The organism is Paracidovorax cattleyae (assembly GCF_900104515.1).
Classification (GTDB): domain Bacteria; phylum Pseudomonadota; class Gammaproteobacteria; order Burkholderiales; family Burkholderiaceae_C; genus Paracidovorax; species Paracidovorax cattleyae.
In genome coordinates, this window is sequence record NZ_FNJL01000040.1 from 1 (window position 1) to 15,813 (window position 15,813).

Genomic DNA, 15,813 nt, shown 5'->3' on the forward strand with positions numbered 1-15,813 from the left:
CCCGGATGATGGAGCGCAGGTCCGAGACCATTGCCTCGAAGCAACCCGCATCCAGCCAGCGACGGCTCTGCTGGTAGACCGCCTCCCAAGGCGGCAAATCGTTGGGCAGCATCCGCCAGGGCGCTCCCGCGCGCACCAGCCAGCGCAGGGCATTGAAGACCTCTCGCAGATCGTGTCCACGCTGAGGTGCGTGCGGGTCCATCAGGGTCAGGTATGGCGCAGCGAAGCTCCATTCTTCGTCGCTGACGTCTGTCGGGTAGGGCTTGCGGGGCATTTGCAAACTCTACCTCCCGCATCGCACTCATGAAGCAAAGTTCATAACACGCTCTAGCTCATCCCATGAAAGTTTTTCACTTTTCTCGGAAGATTGTCCAAGCACTGCCATTCTGAGCTCATCAAATACAGACTGTGTGCGCGCGTATCGCATGGCCCAGCTCATGGAAACCGTGCTTTCATCTACGTAGTTACGAGGCAAGTCTGCGTGTGTTATTTCGTACCCCCTTTTCCACCGATCTGGCAGAACAAAGGCGGATCCAAGAAACCATTTGCGCATCAATGCGGCGCCGACATTAAACCCTTTGCGCTCCATGACTTCAGGAATCTCAGTCAGCTGCAAATCGCGAAAGCAAGCAGCTGCAGGATAAGACCCTGACAACGCGATGGGTGATCCCAATACCCTGCTGCCGGCAAGGAATGCATCTTGCATGGCTTCATTCAACGACATACTCGATCCCTTACTAAATGATCAAAATCAATTGTCATCTACCCTTAGAAGCCAACGAAACTACCGAAATGAAAATTTTCGTTATCTGCCGAATAACATTGGATTCTGGCTGCATCTAGAATCCGTTTGGTAAGACGGGGCCCCATACAGTTAAAGCTCTCATACAACACGCCATGCAGCTCAAATGGGTGGAAGACTTCATCGCCCTCGCACGCGAGCGCAGCTTCACGCGCGCGGCCGAGTCGCGGCACGTCACGCATCCCGCGTTCGGCCGGCGCATCCGTGCGCTGGAAGCCTGGGCGGGCACGGCGCTGGTGGAGCGCGGAGGCGCGGAGGGAGGTGAAGCGGCGCCCGGTACCGATGCCCGCAGCCGCGGCGGCGCGGGCGGCCCGGTGCGGCTGACCGCGGCAGGCACGGCGTTTCTCGCGACGGCGGAGCAGCTCGCGCGAGAGCTTGCGCAGTCGCAGGAGGAACTGCGCGCCATCGCCGGGCGGCAGGCGCGGTCGGTGACCCTCGCCACGGGCCGCACGCTGGCGCGTACCGTGCTGGCGGATGCGCTGCCCCGCATGCGCACGGTGCTGCGGACCGCGGAACTGCACGTGGTCACCAACGGGCTGGCGCAGACCGTGGCGATGCTGGAGCGCGGCGAGGCCGATCTCTGGCTCGGCTACCACCATGCGGCGCTGGAAGTGCGCCTGGACGGCCGTGCCTATGCGCACGCCACGCTCGCCTCGGACCGGCTGGTGCCCGTGTCGCGCGTCAATGCGCAGGGCGCGCCGCAGCATGCGCTGTCGCCCACCGGCCCGGCCGTTCCCTACCTCGCGTATGCGGACACGCTGGCGCTCGGTCGGCTGGTGGAAGACCTGCTCGCGCGGCATCCGCTGGCGCCGCGGCTGCGCCGCACGATCGAATGCGATTCGGCCGATGCGCAGTACGAGTACGTGCAGCGTGGCCTGGGGGTCGCCTGGCTGCCGTGGTCGATGGTGCGCGCAGACTGCCAGAACGGCCGGCTGGCACCCGCGGGCGACCGGCGGCTGGAACTGCGGTTCGACGTGCGCCTGGTGCGCCCCAAGCGCCGGCTGACCGAAGCCGCAGAGGCCGTCTGGCAGGCGCTCGCCCGCAGCTGAACGGCACAAAGGGGCCCGTGCCAAAACAGCACCACTGCGTGCCGTCTTGGCACGGTCCGGCGGCATGGGCATCCCACAATCGGGCCCACAACCATTTCCCCCACCGCCCACGGAGACATCCCATGCCCTTGTTCCGCACCCCTCGTGTGCCTGCGCGCGCCGGCTCGCCCCGCCCCGGCCGCCGCGGCGCGCTCGCCCTGCTCGCCCCGATGGCGCTGGCCGCCGCATTCGCTGGCCCGCAGACCGCGCTCGCGCAGGACGCCTGGCCCGCCAAGCCGATCACGCTGGTCGTGGGCTACCCGCCCGGCGGCAGCACCGATCTGACGGCCCGCACCCTGGGTACGGAACTGTCCACGCGCCTGGGCGTGCCGGTGGTGATCGAGAACCTGGGCGGCGCCGGCGGCGCGATCGGCGCGCAGAAGGTGGCCAGCAGCGCGCCGGACGGCTACACGCTGCTGCTGGGCGCGAGCAACGAGATCGCGATCAACCGGCTCGTCACGAAAAAAGTGAAGTACGACGTGAAGGATTTCACGGCGCTGTCGCTGGTCGCCTCGCAGCCGCTGGTGCTGGTGGCGTCCACTGGCTCGGGCGTGAAGAACACCACCGAGTTCGTGCAGCGCGTGCGCTCGCAGCCCGGCAAGACCAGCTACGGCAGTTCGGGCGTGGGCACCGCGCTGCACCTGGCCGGCGAGATGGTCAAGGAGCAGGGCCAGCTCTTCATGACGCACATTCCCTACCGCGGCGTGGCGCCGCTCACCAGCGACCTGATGGGCAACAACATCGAGTTCGGCGTGTTCGTGCTCTCCAGCGCGCTGCCGCACATCCGCAGCGGCAAGGTGGTGGCGCTGGGCACCACCGAGGCCCGCCGCTCGGCGATCACGCCCGACATCCCGGCCCTGGCCGAGCTGCCGCAGTTCAAGAACGTGGACATCAACGTCTGGTTCGCGCTGATGGGCCCCGCGAACCTGCCGCGCCCGGTGGCCGACAAGCTGCGCAAGGCGACGCGCGAAGCCCTGCAGTCGCCCGATTTCCGCAAGAAGATGGAAGCCAGCGGATCGGTCGTGGCATCCCCCACCGTGGACCCCGATGCCTATCTGGCCGCCGAAGTGGCCAAGTACCGCAAGATCGTCCAGTTCGCCAAGATCGAAGAGTGATGCCTGTGACCTCCAACACCGTGGATTCCCCCCTGCGCTTCGAGCTTTCGAAGCCCGACCTCGGCGCATGGCGCGCCGGCAACACCGGTACCGAAGGCGTCTGGCGCTTCGACTCCGGCCGGCCGGGCCGCCACGTGCTGGTCACCGCGCTAGTGCACGGCAACGAGCTGTGCGGCGCCTGGGCGCTGTGCGACCTGCTGGACGCAGGGCTCCGGCCGCAGGCGGGCAGCCTCACCCTGGCCTTCTGCAACCTGGCCGCGTTCGACCGCTTCGATCCGCAGGACCACGACGCCTCGCGCTTCGTGGACCAGGACATGAACCGCCAGTGGAGCGACGACCGGCTGGATGCCGCCGACACGCAGGAGCGCCGCCGCGCCGCCGCGCTGCGCCCCTTCGTGCGCGAAGCCGACTGGCTGCTCGACCTGCATTCGATGCACGAACCCGGCGCGCCGCTGCTGCTCACCGGCACGCATGCGCGCAACCAGCAGCTCGCGCGGCGCATGGGCGCACCCGAATACGTGGTGGCGGACGCGGGCCACCAGGACGGCGTGCGCATGCGCGATTACGGCCGCTTCGGCCATCCCGACACCGACGAGGCGGGCGAGAACGGCACGCGCTCACTGCTGATCGAATGCGGCTTCCACGGCGATCCGGCGAGCCGTACCGTGGCGCGCGACCAGTGCGCGCGCTTCCTCGAAGCCGCCGGCACGCTGGACGCCGCCGCGCTCGCACAGGCCCTGCCCGGCTGGCGCCAGCCCGATGCGCCGCGGCAGTGGGTGCTGGAGGTGACGGGCCCGGTCGTCGCGCGCAGTAGCGGCTTCCGCTTCGTGCGCCCGGTGACGGCGCTGGAAGTGATCCCGCAGGCCGGCACGGTGATCGGCGACAACGACGGCGAACCTGTCGCCACGCCCTACGACGACTGCGTGCTGGTGATGCCCTCCACGCGCCAGGCGCGCAAGGGCGTCACGGTGGTGCGGTTCGCGCGGCGGCGCGCGCTGTAGCAAGTGCGCGCCGGCCCGGCACTGCCGGGCTCAGTGGCCTGCCGTTTTCGAGAACAGGTTGATCACCAGCACCCCCGCCAGGATCAACCCCATGCCCGCCAGCGCGGGACCGTCGAGCCGCTGGCCGTAGACCAGCCAGCCGATCGCCGACACCAGCACGATGCCGATGCCGGACCAGATCGCGTAGGCGATGCCGGTAGGGATCGCCTGCAGGGTGAGCGAGAGGAAATAGAACGACACGCCGTAGCCGGCCAGGGTGACCAGGCTCGGCACGGGACGGGTGAAGCCCTCGGAGGCCTTGAGGAAAGAGGTCGCGACGACTTCGGCGCCGATCGCGACCGCGAGGTAGAGGTGGTGGATGCCCATGGCCCGATTGGACCACCGGCACAGCGTTCAGCGCTGCCGGGCGGCGGCCCAGCGCGGCCCCAGCACCACGCAGGCGAGGGCTGCCACCACCGCGGCGATCCCCGCCCACTGCCAGGCCGACACGCGCTCGCCGAGCACCAGCATGCCGGCCGACAGGCCCACCACCGGCACGGCGAGGCTGAAGGGTGCCACGCGGTTGGCCGGATAGCGCGTGAGCAGCCCCGTCCAGAGGCCGTAGCCGAGGATGGTGGCCGCCCAGCCGAGGTAGGCGACCGACCCCCAGGCCAGCCCGGGCAGCGCCGTCCACGCATCGGCCTGCAGCCACCGCGCGGCATCGTCGTCGAAGGCGATGGAGAGCGCGACGAAGGGCAGCACCGGCACGAGGCTGCTCCAGGCCACGAAGGACAGCGGGCGGTAGCCGGGCGATTCCTGCTGGGCCATGCGCGCGACGATGTTGGACGCGGCCCAGGACGCGGCGCCGCAGAGCGCAAGGCCCACGCCGGCCAGCGTCACTTCATCCGATGCGCTGCCGGGCGCGACGAAATGCAGGCCGAAGCAGACCAGGCCCAGCGCCGCCAGCCCCAGGCCGACCACCAGCGGGCGGCCCGGGCGCTCGTGCAGCAGCAGGTAGGCCCAGAACGCGGTGAAGAACACCTGCGTCTGCAGCAGCACGCTCGCCAGGGCCGCGGTGAGCCCCACGCGCAGCGCCAGGAACACCATGCCGAACTGCCCCACGCCCTGGAAGAGCCCGTAGAGCACCACCCAGCGCCAGCGCACGGCGGGAGGCCGCAGGAAGAACACGAGCGGCAGGGCGGCGAACACGTAGCGCATGGCGCCCAGCTGGAACGGCGTGAAGGAGCGCAAACCCCACTTCATGGCGACGAAATTGACGCCCCAGAGCACGACGACCGCGAGGGCTGCCAGCAGATCCCTCGGGGCCAGCGGCACAGCTTGCGGCCCGGCGCTCAACGGCAGCTCCTGGATCCCTCGCCGGCGGCCCGGGCGTCCACGGACGTGGCGTGGAGCCCCGGCGGAATCAGCGGGACGAGGAAATGCGCAGGCAGGAAAGACATGGTCAGGAGGGGACGGAGAGAAGGGCCGAAGGGGGACGCCCGCACGGCACGTGCAGCAGGTGCTCGCGTCGGGGGTGCGCGGCTGTCGCACCGGAGGTGCCGCCGGCATCAGGGATTATGAAGTTGGAGCCGACTTGATGCCGGGCAATTTTTCCGGCTACCGGTATACCATTTGCGTGGGGTGTATTTCACAATTGCTTGCGCACGGTGGCGAATCGCCGGCAACGGCGCGCGGGGGAGGAGCCGCCGCGCAAGCCCTTTCACTCAACAGACCGCCAAAACATGTCCATGCTGACCAGGCGTTCGCCGAGGCCCGCGTACCGCAGGCCCAGATGCAGGCCTGGAGCGCCGCTGAGCAGACATGGCGCACGTCGCCGCGCGCGCTGCAGCCGCCGCAGAGCCTCGCCCAGCACACGCAGCTCGTGGCGACGCTGATGCAGATCGGGGAAGAGCTGCTGCACCACTACGGTTTCCAGACCGACCCGGACATGGCCACCCAGGACCTGATCCAGGCCGCCGTGGTGAACGCACCCATGCTCGGGGAAAAGCCCGGCCTGCTGCGCGGGCAGGGTTCCGGCTACCTGGCACGCCAGGCCCTGCCGCCGGAAGGCAAGGGCGCGCTGCAGGCGCTGCAGCAGCGCGTGGGCGAACTGGAAGCGGACACCTTCCGCAACTTCGAGCGCGCGCTGGCGGACGAAGACCTGCGCAAGGCCCTGGCCGGCCCGGTACAGGACGTGCGCCAGCGCGTGACGGTATCGCGCCAGCTGGTGGACCGCAGCCTGCTGTTGGCCGGCGAGATCGCCATGCCTGCCAAGGACTACTTCGACCAGCTCACCGGCACGCTGGAAGCGCTGAACCAGCTCAACACCACCGCCATGGCCAGCCTCGACGCCGCGCTGCGCCAGCGCGTGGCCGCCGAACAGTGGGCGCTGGGCGCCGCCTCGGCCGCGCTGCTGCTCGCGCTGGCGCTGGGCCTGGGCGTGGTGTTCATGCGCTCGATCACCCAGCCCCTCGCGCAGGCGGTGCGGCTGGCCAGCGCGGTGGCAGATGGCGACCTGAGCGGGGACGACGTGCCGCACGGCACCAACGTGGTCGGCCGCCTCATCGCGGCCCGGCAGCAGATGCACGCGCGCCTCAAGCCCATGGTGGCCCAGGTGCGCGGCGGTGCCGAGGGCGTGGCCACGGCCAGTGCGAAGATCGCGCAGGGCAACATGGATCTCTCGGCCCGCACGGAAAGCCAGGCCAGCGCCCTGGAGCAAACCGCCGCCTCGATGGAGCAGATGACGGCCACCGTGCGGCAGAACGCAGACAACGCGCGCCAGGCCAACCAGTTCGCCATGAATGCCAGCCTGGTCGTCGCCCAGGGCGGGGAAGTGGTGACGCAGGTGATGCAGACCATGCAGGGCATCCGCACCGCGTCCGGCAAGATCGCCGACATCATCGGGGTGATCGATTCCATCGCGTTCCAGACCAACATCCTGGCGCTGAACGCGGCCGTGGAAGCCGCCCGCGCCGGCGAGCAGGGCCGGGGCTTCGCCGTGGTGGCGGGCGAGGTACGGGCCCTGGCGGGGCGCAGCGCCGAGGCCGCCAAGGAAATCAAGGCGCTCATCGGCGACAGCGTGCAGCGCGTGCAGCAGGGCGGCGAACTCGCCGACCAGGCGGGCACCACCATGGCGGAGGTGGTGCAGGCCATCCAGCGCGTGACAGGCATCATGGGCGAGATCAGCGAAGCCAGCCAGGAGCAGAGCCAGGGCGTCGCGCAGGTGGGCGAGGCCGTCAGGCAGATGGACCAGGCCACCCAGCAGAATGCGGCGCTGGTCGAGGAAATGGCCGCGGTGGCCAATGGGCTGCGCACGCGGGCCGACGAACCCGTGCGCGCCGCGGCCGTCTTCCGGCTCGCAGCGGGCGACGAGCCGGGCGCAGCCGGTGCACTCCGCATCGGCCAGGGCCGGGCCGCCTGACCGCCACCTGACCAGCCAGGCCATGGCAGGCGCCGTGACTCGGCCGCACAACAGACTGCAAGCCGACTAACATTTAGTCACGATTTTTCCGCAAACCAGGGCGCATGCTGACAACCGGGAACAGCGCGTTGCGTTAGGCACAGGTTCCCGGATCCGGCGGTCCTTGCCGCCTCCGCTGAAACGGAAGCTGACCCATGCACCCCACACCCACGGCCACCGCCGAGATGCCGCCCGCTGACCCGGCGCGGCCCGGCTCCTCCCCCGGACTGGCGTCCCCGGCCCCATCCGCCCTGGCGGCCTTCACTGCCGCCGGCCTGCTGGCCGCATGCGGCGGGGGCACCGGCGGCGATCCGGCTTCTGCCTCTGCCGAAGCCACTGCCGCCAGTGCAGCCGGCGGCACGGCGTCCGACGCACCCGCCACGGACGCGGAAGCAGCGCGCTTCCTGCTCCAGGCCCAGTTTTCCGCCACCGACGAGGACATCGCCGCCGTGCGCGGCAAGGGCTACGCCGCCTGGCTGGCCGACCAGTTCGCGCAGCCCGTCGGCACGACGGGCACCGACTGGCTGGCGCAGCGCGGCTATGGCGTGGCGAACGCGGACACGCGCTACCACAACGCCTCCTATCCCGCCGACTACATGCTGTGGAGCCAGCTGTTCACCGAGCGCGATGCCGTGCGCAAGCGCGTGGCACTGGCGCTCTCGGAGATCATGGTGGTGTCCACCAACGGGCTGAACCAGCCCTGGCCCGCCTTCCTCGCGGCCGGCTACTGGGACGTGCTGAACCGGCACGCCTTCGGCAACTTCCGCGCGCTGCTGGAAGCCGTGACGCTCAACCCCGCCATGGGCGTGTACCTCAACGCCCTGGGCAGCCAGAAGGAAGATGCGCGCACCGGCCGCCAGCCGGACGAGAACTACGCCCGCGAGGTGATGCAGCTCTTCACGCTGGGCCTGTACCGGCTGAATCCCGACGGGACCGAGCAGCGCGACGCGAACGGCAGCCGGATCGACACCTACGGCGCTTCCGACGTGAGCAACCTCGCCCGCGTATTCACCGGCTACGACTACGACCGCAGCCAGAACCAGTCCTTCACCGTGGGCACCAGCACCGTGCCGGGGCCGCAGCAGGCGGGGCGGCCGATGGTGCTGGTCCCCAGCCGGCACTCGGCGCTGGCCGCGACCTTCCTGGGCACGACGATCGCGGCGGGCACCCCGGGCGACGTGGCCCTGAAGACCGCGCTGGATACGCTTTTCAACCACCCCAACACCGCCCCGTTCATCGGCCGGCAGCTCATCCAGCGGCTGGTGACGAGCAACCCCAGCCCGGCCTACGTGGCACGCGTCGCCGCCGCCTTCACGAACAACGGCAGCAGCGTGCGCGGCGACCTGCGCGCCGTGGTGGCCGCGATTCTGCTCGACAGCGAGGCGCGAAGCGCCGCCGGTCTCTCCAGCACTTCCTTCGGCCGGCTCCGCGAGCCCATGGTGCGCTTCGTGCAGTGGGGCCGCACGTTCGGCCTGCGGTCGGCCCGGGGCAGCTGGAAGCTCGGCGACCTGAGCGACCCGGCTTCGCGGCTGGGGCAGAGCCCGCTGCGCTCGCCTTCGGTGTTCAACTTCTTCCGCCCGGGTTACGTGCCGCCCTCCACGGCCATGGCGTCCGCCGGGCAGGTGGCGCCGGAGTTCCAGATCGTCACCGAATCCAGCGTGGGCGGCTACCTGAACTTCATGCAGAACGCGATCCGCAACGGCCTGTTCGTGAACGCGCCCGACCTGCCGCAGAACAACGCGAGCAACGGCAACAACGGCTTCGACATCACCTGCGACTATGCCACCCTGCTCCCGCTGGTGACCGATCCAGCCGGCCTGGTGCGCAAGGTGGCGCTGCTGCTGTCGGGAGGCCAGATTTCCGATGTCACGCAGGCGCGCATTGCCAACGCGCTGGCAGCCACCCCGGTCACGGCCTCGAGCAGCGCGGCGGCCAAGCTCAACCGCGTCGCCGCGGCCGTCTTCCTGGTCATGGCCTGCCCGGCCTATCTCGTGCAGAAGTGAACGGCCCGCGCCGTCCCCCCACCGGAGCCCATTCCATGCCGTTCATCGACCCCGCACGCCACACGCGCCGCGCCTTCCTGCGCCGCTCGGCCCAGCTCGCCGCCACCGGTGCCGCGCTGCCCATGGCGCTCAATCTCGCCGCGATGGGCGAGGCCGCCGCCTTCGACGCGCAGGACTACAAGGCGCTGGTCTGCGTCTTCCTGCTCGGCGGCTGCGATTACGCCAACACCGTCGTGCCGTACGACAGCAGCCGCTACGCGCAATACGCCGCCATCCGCGGCGGCGGCTCCGACGGCGCGGCCGGCGGCATCGCGCTCGGGCGCGCGGCGCTGGGCGCCACGCTGCTGCAGCCGGCCACGCCGCTGGCGGGAGGCCTGCAGTACGCGCTGCATCCGGCCATGACCGGCATGGCGGGCCTCTTCAACGCCGGCCATGCGGCCGTGCAGCTCAACGTGGGCCCGCTGCTGGTGCCGCTCACGCGCGCGCAGTACGCGAGCGGCGACCGGCGCAACTATCCGCTGCCGCCCAAGCTCTTCTCGCACAACGACCAGCAATCGGTGTGGCAGTCGCAGGGCGCCGAAGGCTCCACCGTGGGCTGGGGCGGCAACCTGGGCGACCTCGCCCTGTCGTCCAACGCCACCTCGCTCTTCACCTGCATCTCGGCCAGCGGCAATGCCGTGTTCCTGGCGGGCGACCAGGCGCTGCAATACCAGATCAGCCCCAGCGGCGCCGTGCCCATCAACGGCGTGAAGAACAATGTCTATGGCTCCAGCGCGGTGCGCGGCGTGCTCGGCGACCTGGTGCAGGCCGCCAGCAGCCATGTGCTGGAAGCGGAATACGCGCGCGTCACGCAGCGCTCCATCAGCGCGGAAGGGCAGATTTCCGCGGCCCTGGCCGGCACGAGCCTGTCCACCGCCTTTCCCGCGAACAACGCCCTTGCCGACCAGCTCAAGGTGGTGGCGCGGCTGATCGCGGCGCGGGGCACGCTCGGCACGAAGCGGCAGGTGTTCTTCGTATCGCTGGGCGGCTTCGACCTGCACGACAACCTCATCGCCACCCAGCAGGTGCTGCTGGACAAGGTGAGCAGCGCCATGACAGCCTTCTACAACGCCACGGCGGAACTGGGCGTGGCGGACAAGGTCACGGCCTTCACCGCGTCGGACTTCGGCCGCACGCTCACGTCGAACGGCGACGGCTCCGACCATGGCTGGGGGAGCCACCACTTCGTCGTCGGCGGCGCGGTGCGCGGCGCAGCCTTCTACGGCACGCCGCCCCCCATCAGCGTGGGCAACGGCAGCGGCAGCGAAGACCAGTGGCACGTGGGCCAGGGGCGCCTGCTGCCCAGCACCGCCGTGGACCAGTACGCGGCCACGCTCGCGCGCTGGTTCGGCGTGGCGAACACCGAGCTGGCAGGCGTGCTTCCGCGCATCGGCAATTTCGGAGGGTCGGCGTATCCGGTGAACCTGGGGTTCATGGGCTGAAGCGCTACCGAGCGGAGCGTTGCTGCCGCTACAGCCAACCCGGCCTATTCGCGGCCCGGAACGGGCGTATCGCCATGGGCAGGCCGCATGGGCACCACGATGCGCGCCCGCAGCCCCTGCCCCGGAGCGACATGCAAATCGAGCCATCCGCCGTGCAGCCGGGCCACGCGGTCGGCAATGGCCAGGCCCAGGCCGGCGCCCGGGGTGCCGGCGCGGGCAGTGCCGCTGCCGCGCGCGAACGGGCGGCGCAGTCGCTCCAGTTCGGCGGGGTCGATACCGGCTCCGCTGTCGGCCACCTCGATCCAGGCGGTGGCGCCGTCCGCATCCTCGCCCGTGCGCAGCACCACGGGCGCAAGGCCGTGGCGCCAGGCGTTCTCGAGAAGGTTCTCCACCGCGCGGCGCAGGGCCTGGGGCTGCACGGCCAAGGGCGTGGGCGCGCCGCACTCCAGCGAGAGCACGCGGCCGTGGTCGGCCTGCGCCTCCGCCAGGGCCTCGGCCAAGGCATCCAGGGGCGCGGCGTGCGCAGCCTCGCGCCCTTCCGGGCCTGCGTCCAGCCGCGCGAAATCCATGAACTGCACCACCACGGCATCCATCTCGTCCACGCTGCGCTCCATGCTCGCGGCCAGGGCCGGCTCCATGTGCGGGCGGGCAATCTCCGCCGCCAGGCGCAGCTTGGTGAGCGGCGTGCGCAGGTCGTGCGAGATGCCGGCGAGCATCAGCGCACGCTCGCGGTCGGCCGCCTGCAGGGCATCGGCCATGTGGTTGATGCCGTGCGCGAGCGCGGCGATCTCCTGCGGGCCATCCTCGGGCAGGGGCGTGTGGGCCTGTCCGCGCGCGATGGCCTGCGCCGCTGCCACCACGCGCTGCAGGGGGCGGTGCAATTGCCGCTGCAGCCAGGCGGCGCCGGCCAGCGCCAGCAACCCGCCGGCCAGCGTGGCCGCCAGCCAGGCCCCCGTGAAAGCGCGGAACGTGCCGGTGACCGGCAGCGCGACCCAGGCCGCTGCCGGATCGGCACCAGCATCCGGCAGCGGCTGCAAGTGCAGCCAGAGCACGCCCGCCCCCCCTCGCTGCCAGACGTGCCCGGTGCCGGGCACCAGCCAGCCGGTGGCGCCCAGGCGGTCCGACAGGGCCTGCTGGAAGCGGCGCTCCAGCGGCGTCATCGCGAGGTCGCCCTGAGCGGAGGGCGTGCCCGGTCCCTGCACCCTGCCCTGCACGCCGGCCACCTGGCGGTTGAAGGCATCCACGAAAGCCTGCCGCTGCGCGGGGGGCAGGGCCTGCAGGCCGGCGCGCAGCGCGGCCAGCTGGCGTGCGGAGCCCTCGGCCGCCATGGCGATGCGCGGCTCCACGATGAGGCGCCGCGCGATCCAGGCCGCACACAGCTGCCCGGCGACGACCAGGGCCACGATGAGCAGCAGATGGCGGCCGAACAGGCTGCGCGGCCAGCCGTGGCCGGCAGGTGCCGTGGGGGCCGCGGTGTTCATTGCGGCGCCTCCGGACCGGACGACGACTGGGGCGGGCCAGCAGGCAGCGGAACCGGCCCGTCGGGCAGGAAGACATAGCCCACTCCCCATACGGTGCGCAGGTGGCGGGGGTGCGCGGGGTCGGGTTCGATGAGCTTGCGCAGGCGCATGACCTGCACGTCGATGCTGCGGTCGGTGGCCACGTGGCCGGGGCCGTAGGCCAGCGCGATGAGCCGGTCGCGCCCCAGCGGCCGGCGCGGCTGGCGGGCGAATGCCAGCAACAGGGCAAATTCGGTGCTGGACAGGTCCACCTCCTGCCCCGCACGCTGCAGGCGGCGGGCTCCGGGCCAGAGGGTGCAGTCGCCGAACCCGATGCACTCGGGCGCGGCGGCAGCTGCCACGGGCCCGTGGTGCGCGCCCAGCAGGCGCTGGCGCCGCACCATGGCCTGGATGCGCGCGAGCAGTTCGCGCGGCTGGAACGGCTTGGGCAGGTAGTCGTCGGCCCCCATCTCCAGGCCCACCACGCGGTCCACCGGATCGCCGCGCGCGGTCAGCATGAGGATGGGAATGGTCTCGCCCTGCGCACGCAGGCGACGGCACAGCGAAAGGCCGTCCTCGCCGGGCATCATCACATCCAGCACCAGCACGTCGAAGCGCTCGCGCGCGAGCAACCGCTCCAGGGGCGCCGCGCCATCGACGGCGCGCACGGCGTATCCCTGGTCGCCCAGGTAGCGCTGCAGCAGGGAGCGCAGGTCGGGCTCGTCGTCGGCCACGAGGATCCTGGCGAGCGGTTCGGTCATGGCGCGATGATGACAGGCGATGACGTCCTCCGGACGGACTGTCATGCCTTGTCATGATTTGCCGCGCGCGCTTCACCGTGCAGGCCGGACCGCAAGGCACCATGGGGCCCATCCACAACGCGTTGCACCGCGCCACCCAGGAGTCCGCAGCCATGTACCACCGCTCCACCCGCCCCTCGCACTCTTCCCGCGCCGCTTCCCTGGCCCTGTGCGCCGTGTTGCTGGCCGCTGGCCAGAACGTGAACGCCGGCATCGGCGACGGCGGCGAATCTCCACGCGGCCGCTGGGCCGAACGCATGCGGGGCGGAGCGGCCGCGGCCCTGCCTGCCGGCGTGCGCAGGATCGCCGACCTGCCCTACGGCGCCGATCCGCGCCAGCGCATGGATGTCTACCTGCCGGCCGCCGGCTCACCGGCCCCGGGCCTGCGCGCACCGGTGATCTTCATGGTGCACGGCGGGGCATGGCGCACCGGCGACAAGGCCATGCCCAAGGTGGTGGAGCACAAGGTCGCCCGCTGGGTGCCGCAGGGCTTCGTGCTGGTGTCGATCAACTACCGCATGCTGCCCGACACGCCCGTGGCGCAGCAGGCGCAGGACGTGGCCCTCGCGCTGGCCACCGCCCAGCAGCACGCGGGCGAATGGGGTGCGGATGCGGGACGCTTCATCCTCATGGGGCACTCGGCCGGGGCGCACCTGGTGGCACTGCTCAATGCCCGGCCGGCCGCAGCAGTGCAATGGGGGGCATGGCCCTGGCTCGGCACGGTCGTGCTCGACAGCGCCGTGCTCGACGTGCCGCAGTTCATGGCCGCGCCGCACCTGCCGCTCTACGACGCGGCCTTCGGCACCGATCCGGCCGCATGGGCCCAGTTGTCGCCCTACGACCAGCTGGTGGCCGGCACGCCCCCCTGGCAGTTCGTCTGCTCCACGGAACGGCCCGACCAGCCCTGCCTGCAGGCCGAATCCATGGCCCGCAAAGTGCATGCCCGGGGCAGCCGCGCCACGGTGCTGCCGCAGCCCCTGGACCACGGCGAGATCAACGGCGACCTCGGGCTGGAGGGCGGCTACACCCAGGCGGTGGAAGACTTCATGGCCTCGCTGGACCCGCTGGTGGCGCGGCTGCTGCGGCGATAGGCCCGCGCGGCCGCCCTGCCGGAGCTGCCTCACATCGGAGACTGCTGCGCTGCAGGCTGATGCACTCAGCCCATCGGGAACCTTTGGACCCAACCTGGTCTTCAAGGCTTCGCGGGGCATCCGCTACCAAGCGGCGGGTCTCCGCATTCGGCTGGGATACCTTCAAAGACCACCACGCTGCCTACCGTCACGGTATTGATGGCGACCGGTGCATCAAGAAGCCAGTCGAATTGGCCGCCGGACTGCAGATCCACAACCTCGCTTTCGCGCAACAGTTTCTTGGGGGACACGCGATACAGGCGCACGACATAAGGCATTCTGAAGTCGTAGTGGATAAGCCGTTGGAAAATCGATGCCTTGTGAAACTCCAAGCGGTAGACCCCATGGGGACTGTTGTAGCTGTACAAGAATGTCGGGGAAGCCGCGTACCAGACAAGAGCAACGAAAGCGGTCATTGCCAGGCACCACACCAAGCACGGGATTTTCTTCAAACGACTCAGCAGCTTCATCACCACTCCAATTGGATCGGAAACGGAAGGCGTACCCGATACACATCGGAGAGCACCATAAAGTCTCCGCCAAGGCCGTGGCGGGCGCGCCATTTTCTGAAATGAGCATTCTGTACAAGATAGTAGGATGCCCGCGCCGAGACCGCTTCCTCATAGGCCCATCTCTCGTCGATCAGGATGTCCCTGCCCAGTTGAAGGCTGCGCTCGACGCCTTCAAATCCCCAGAATCCAAGAGGCTGAGATATGAAGGAGTCGTCGTTGAAGTCGTAGGCATCGCGCAGATAGAAACCCAATTCATCGATGGCGACGGTTGCCTTGCCATTGGGCTTGGGCGTGACCATTCCTGAAGCCGCCACCTTGAGCGTGGCTTCGCCCATGGCTCCGTAAAAATCATCCAGCGGATCGCCGAAGCGGCCAAAGTTCAGAAAGTTCACTTGGCAAGTGTCGTCCAAGTGTTTAGCCGACAGGTTCAAGTCGCCAAACCTCCAGTTCCCTTGGCCACGCATCCCACGCCAACTCAGCACACGCTTTTGCAATTGCACCCGCCCGGCAGTACTGGCCCAGTTAGCTTGCAATTGCTCCACGGCGGCATGCACCCGGGGAAAACGCAGCGCCCACGCCATGGTCACGGTGTTTTCGTCCAACCGCGCGGCGGGCAACTGGCTCAAGCGATTTTTTTCAAGACTGAGCTTCATCTCGTCAGGCATCTCGAACGCCGCCCCTCGAAACCATCGTTCCATCAACGCAGCCGCCACCGGCCACCCCAAGCGCGAACGCATCACACCCGGAATGTCCTCCAGTTGAAAAAGCCGCACCTTGGGTGGCAGTTTTTTCTCCAATTGCGCACGCAGTTGCGCCTGGTCTACATGGACCACTCCACTCATGGAACCTCCCCCGCAATTGCCGGTTGTTTTAGCGGCGCGATTCTATGGAAGAGCTGGCAGGCTCAACAGCCGGGGTTCGCCTTGTTACATCCGTAACGACC

15 protein-coding genes are annotated in these 15,813 nt (G+C 69.6%); 7 read left to right on the plus strand and 8 right to left on the minus strand.

Annotation, left to right across the window (positions count from 1 at the left end; genetic code table 11):
* Both BLR05_RS22905 and BLR05_RS26170 read right to left on the minus strand, forming a co-directional pair.
* Positions 1 to 274, minus strand: a 274-nt coding sequence (locus BLR05_RS22905; RefSeq protein WP_143015907.1) for a transposase, incomplete at its 3' end; no start/stop codon positions are given.
* Between the two features lie 27 nt (positions 275 to 301).
* Positions 302 to 706, minus strand: a complete 405-nt coding sequence (locus BLR05_RS26170) for a DUF6402 family protein (protein ID WP_143015987.1) — start codon at positions 704 to 706, stop codon at positions 302 to 304.
* A 191-nt stretch (positions 707 to 897) separates the two neighbouring features.
* On the opposite strand from BLR05_RS26170, the gene BLR05_RS22910 reads away from it, so the two are divergent.
* The 3 genes from BLR05_RS22910 (at position 898) to BLR05_RS22920 (ending at position 4,006) form a co-directional block, all read left to right on the plus strand.
* Positions 898 to 1,851, plus strand: a complete 954-nt coding sequence (locus BLR05_RS22910; RefSeq protein WP_092839414.1) for a LysR family transcriptional regulator — start codon at positions 898 to 900, stop codon at positions 1,849 to 1,851.
* A 122-nt stretch (positions 1,852 to 1,973) separates the two neighbouring features.
* A complete protein-coding gene (locus tag BLR05_RS22915) occupies positions 1,974 to 3,005 on the plus strand; it encodes a Bug family tripartite tricarboxylate transporter substrate binding protein (protein ID WP_092839417.1) in 1,032 nt (343 codons plus the stop codon).
* On the plus strand, positions 3,005 to 4,006 hold the full coding sequence (locus BLR05_RS22920) for a M14 family metallopeptidase (protein WP_092839420.1): 1,002 nt from the start codon (positions 3,005 to 3,007) through the stop codon (positions 4,004 to 4,006). The genes BLR05_RS22915 and BLR05_RS22920 overlap by 1 nt, the downstream gene beginning before the upstream one ends.
* A 30-nt stretch (positions 4,007 to 4,036) precedes the next feature.
* Here the strand turns inward: BLR05_RS22920 and BLR05_RS22925 are convergent, their stop codons facing one another.
* Both BLR05_RS22925 and BLR05_RS22930 read right to left on the minus strand, forming a co-directional pair.
* Positions 4,037 to 4,372 carry an SMR family transporter gene (locus BLR05_RS22925; protein ID WP_092839423.1) on the minus strand — a complete coding sequence of 112 codons (336 nt, stop codon included), beginning with the start codon at positions 4,370 to 4,372 and terminating at the stop codon, positions 4,037 to 4,039.
* A gap of 27 nt (positions 4,373 to 4,399) precedes the next feature.
* A complete protein-coding gene (locus tag BLR05_RS22930; RefSeq protein ID WP_092839425.1) occupies positions 4,400 to 5,341 on the minus strand; it encodes an EamA family transporter in 942 nt (313 codons plus the stop codon).
* Between the two features lie 436 nt (positions 5,342 to 5,777).
* Here BLR05_RS22930 and BLR05_RS27545 point away from each other — a divergent pair, with 436 nt between their 5' ends.
* From BLR05_RS27545 to BLR05_RS22945, 3 genes are all read left to right on the plus strand, one after another.
* Entirely contained in the window at positions 5,778 to 7,406 is a 1,629-nt protein-coding gene (locus BLR05_RS27545) for a methyl-accepting chemotaxis protein (protein WP_279616036.1), read from the plus strand.
* 194 nt (positions 7,407 to 7,600) lie between these two features.
* Positions 7,601 to 9,448, plus strand: coding sequence for a DUF1800 domain-containing protein (locus BLR05_RS22940; protein ID WP_092839428.1), 1,848 nt, complete (start codon positions 7,601 to 7,603; stop codon positions 9,446 to 9,448).
* Positions 9,449 to 9,483: 35 nt separating this feature from the next.
* Positions 9,484 to 10,929 carry a DUF1501 domain-containing protein gene (locus BLR05_RS22945; protein WP_092839431.1) on the plus strand — a complete coding sequence of 482 codons (1,446 nt, stop codon included), beginning with the start codon at positions 9,484 to 9,486 and terminating at the stop codon, positions 10,927 to 10,929.
* Between the two features lie 44 nt (positions 10,930 to 10,973).
* On the opposite strand, the gene BLR05_RS22950 is transcribed toward BLR05_RS22945, so the two are convergent.
* Together BLR05_RS22950 and BLR05_RS22955 are read right to left on the minus strand one after the other, a co-directional pair.
* Positions 10,974 to 12,410 (minus strand): ATP-binding protein, encoded by a 1,437-nt coding sequence (locus tag BLR05_RS22950; RefSeq protein WP_092839434.1) that lies wholly within the window; start codon positions 12,408 to 12,410, stop codon positions 10,974 to 10,976.
* Positions 12,407 to 13,189, minus strand: a complete 783-nt coding sequence (locus tag BLR05_RS22955; RefSeq protein ID WP_092839436.1) for a response regulator — start codon at positions 13,187 to 13,189, stop codon at positions 12,407 to 12,409. The genes BLR05_RS22950 and BLR05_RS22955 overlap by 4 nt, the downstream gene beginning before the upstream one ends.
* Before the next feature lie 152 nt (positions 13,190 to 13,341).
* Between BLR05_RS22955 and BLR05_RS22960 the strand changes: the two genes are divergently transcribed.
* Entirely contained in the window at positions 13,342 to 14,319 is a 978-nt protein-coding gene (locus BLR05_RS22960; protein ID WP_225979028.1) for an alpha/beta hydrolase, read from the plus strand.
* A 101-nt stretch (positions 14,320 to 14,420) separates the two neighbouring features.
* Here the strand turns inward: BLR05_RS22960 and BLR05_RS22965 are convergent, their stop codons facing one another.
* Together BLR05_RS22965 and BLR05_RS22970 are read right to left on the minus strand one after the other, a co-directional pair.
* Positions 14,421 to 14,828, minus strand: coding sequence for a hypothetical protein (locus BLR05_RS22965; RefSeq protein ID WP_092839439.1), 408 nt, complete (start codon positions 14,826 to 14,828; stop codon positions 14,421 to 14,423).
* A complete protein-coding gene (locus BLR05_RS22970; protein ID WP_092839442.1) occupies positions 14,828 to 15,712 on the minus strand; it encodes a DUF6402 family protein in 885 nt (294 codons plus the stop codon). The genes BLR05_RS22965 and BLR05_RS22970 overlap by 1 nt, the downstream gene beginning before the upstream one ends.
* Between the last annotated feature and the right edge of the window lie 101 nt (positions 15,713 to 15,813).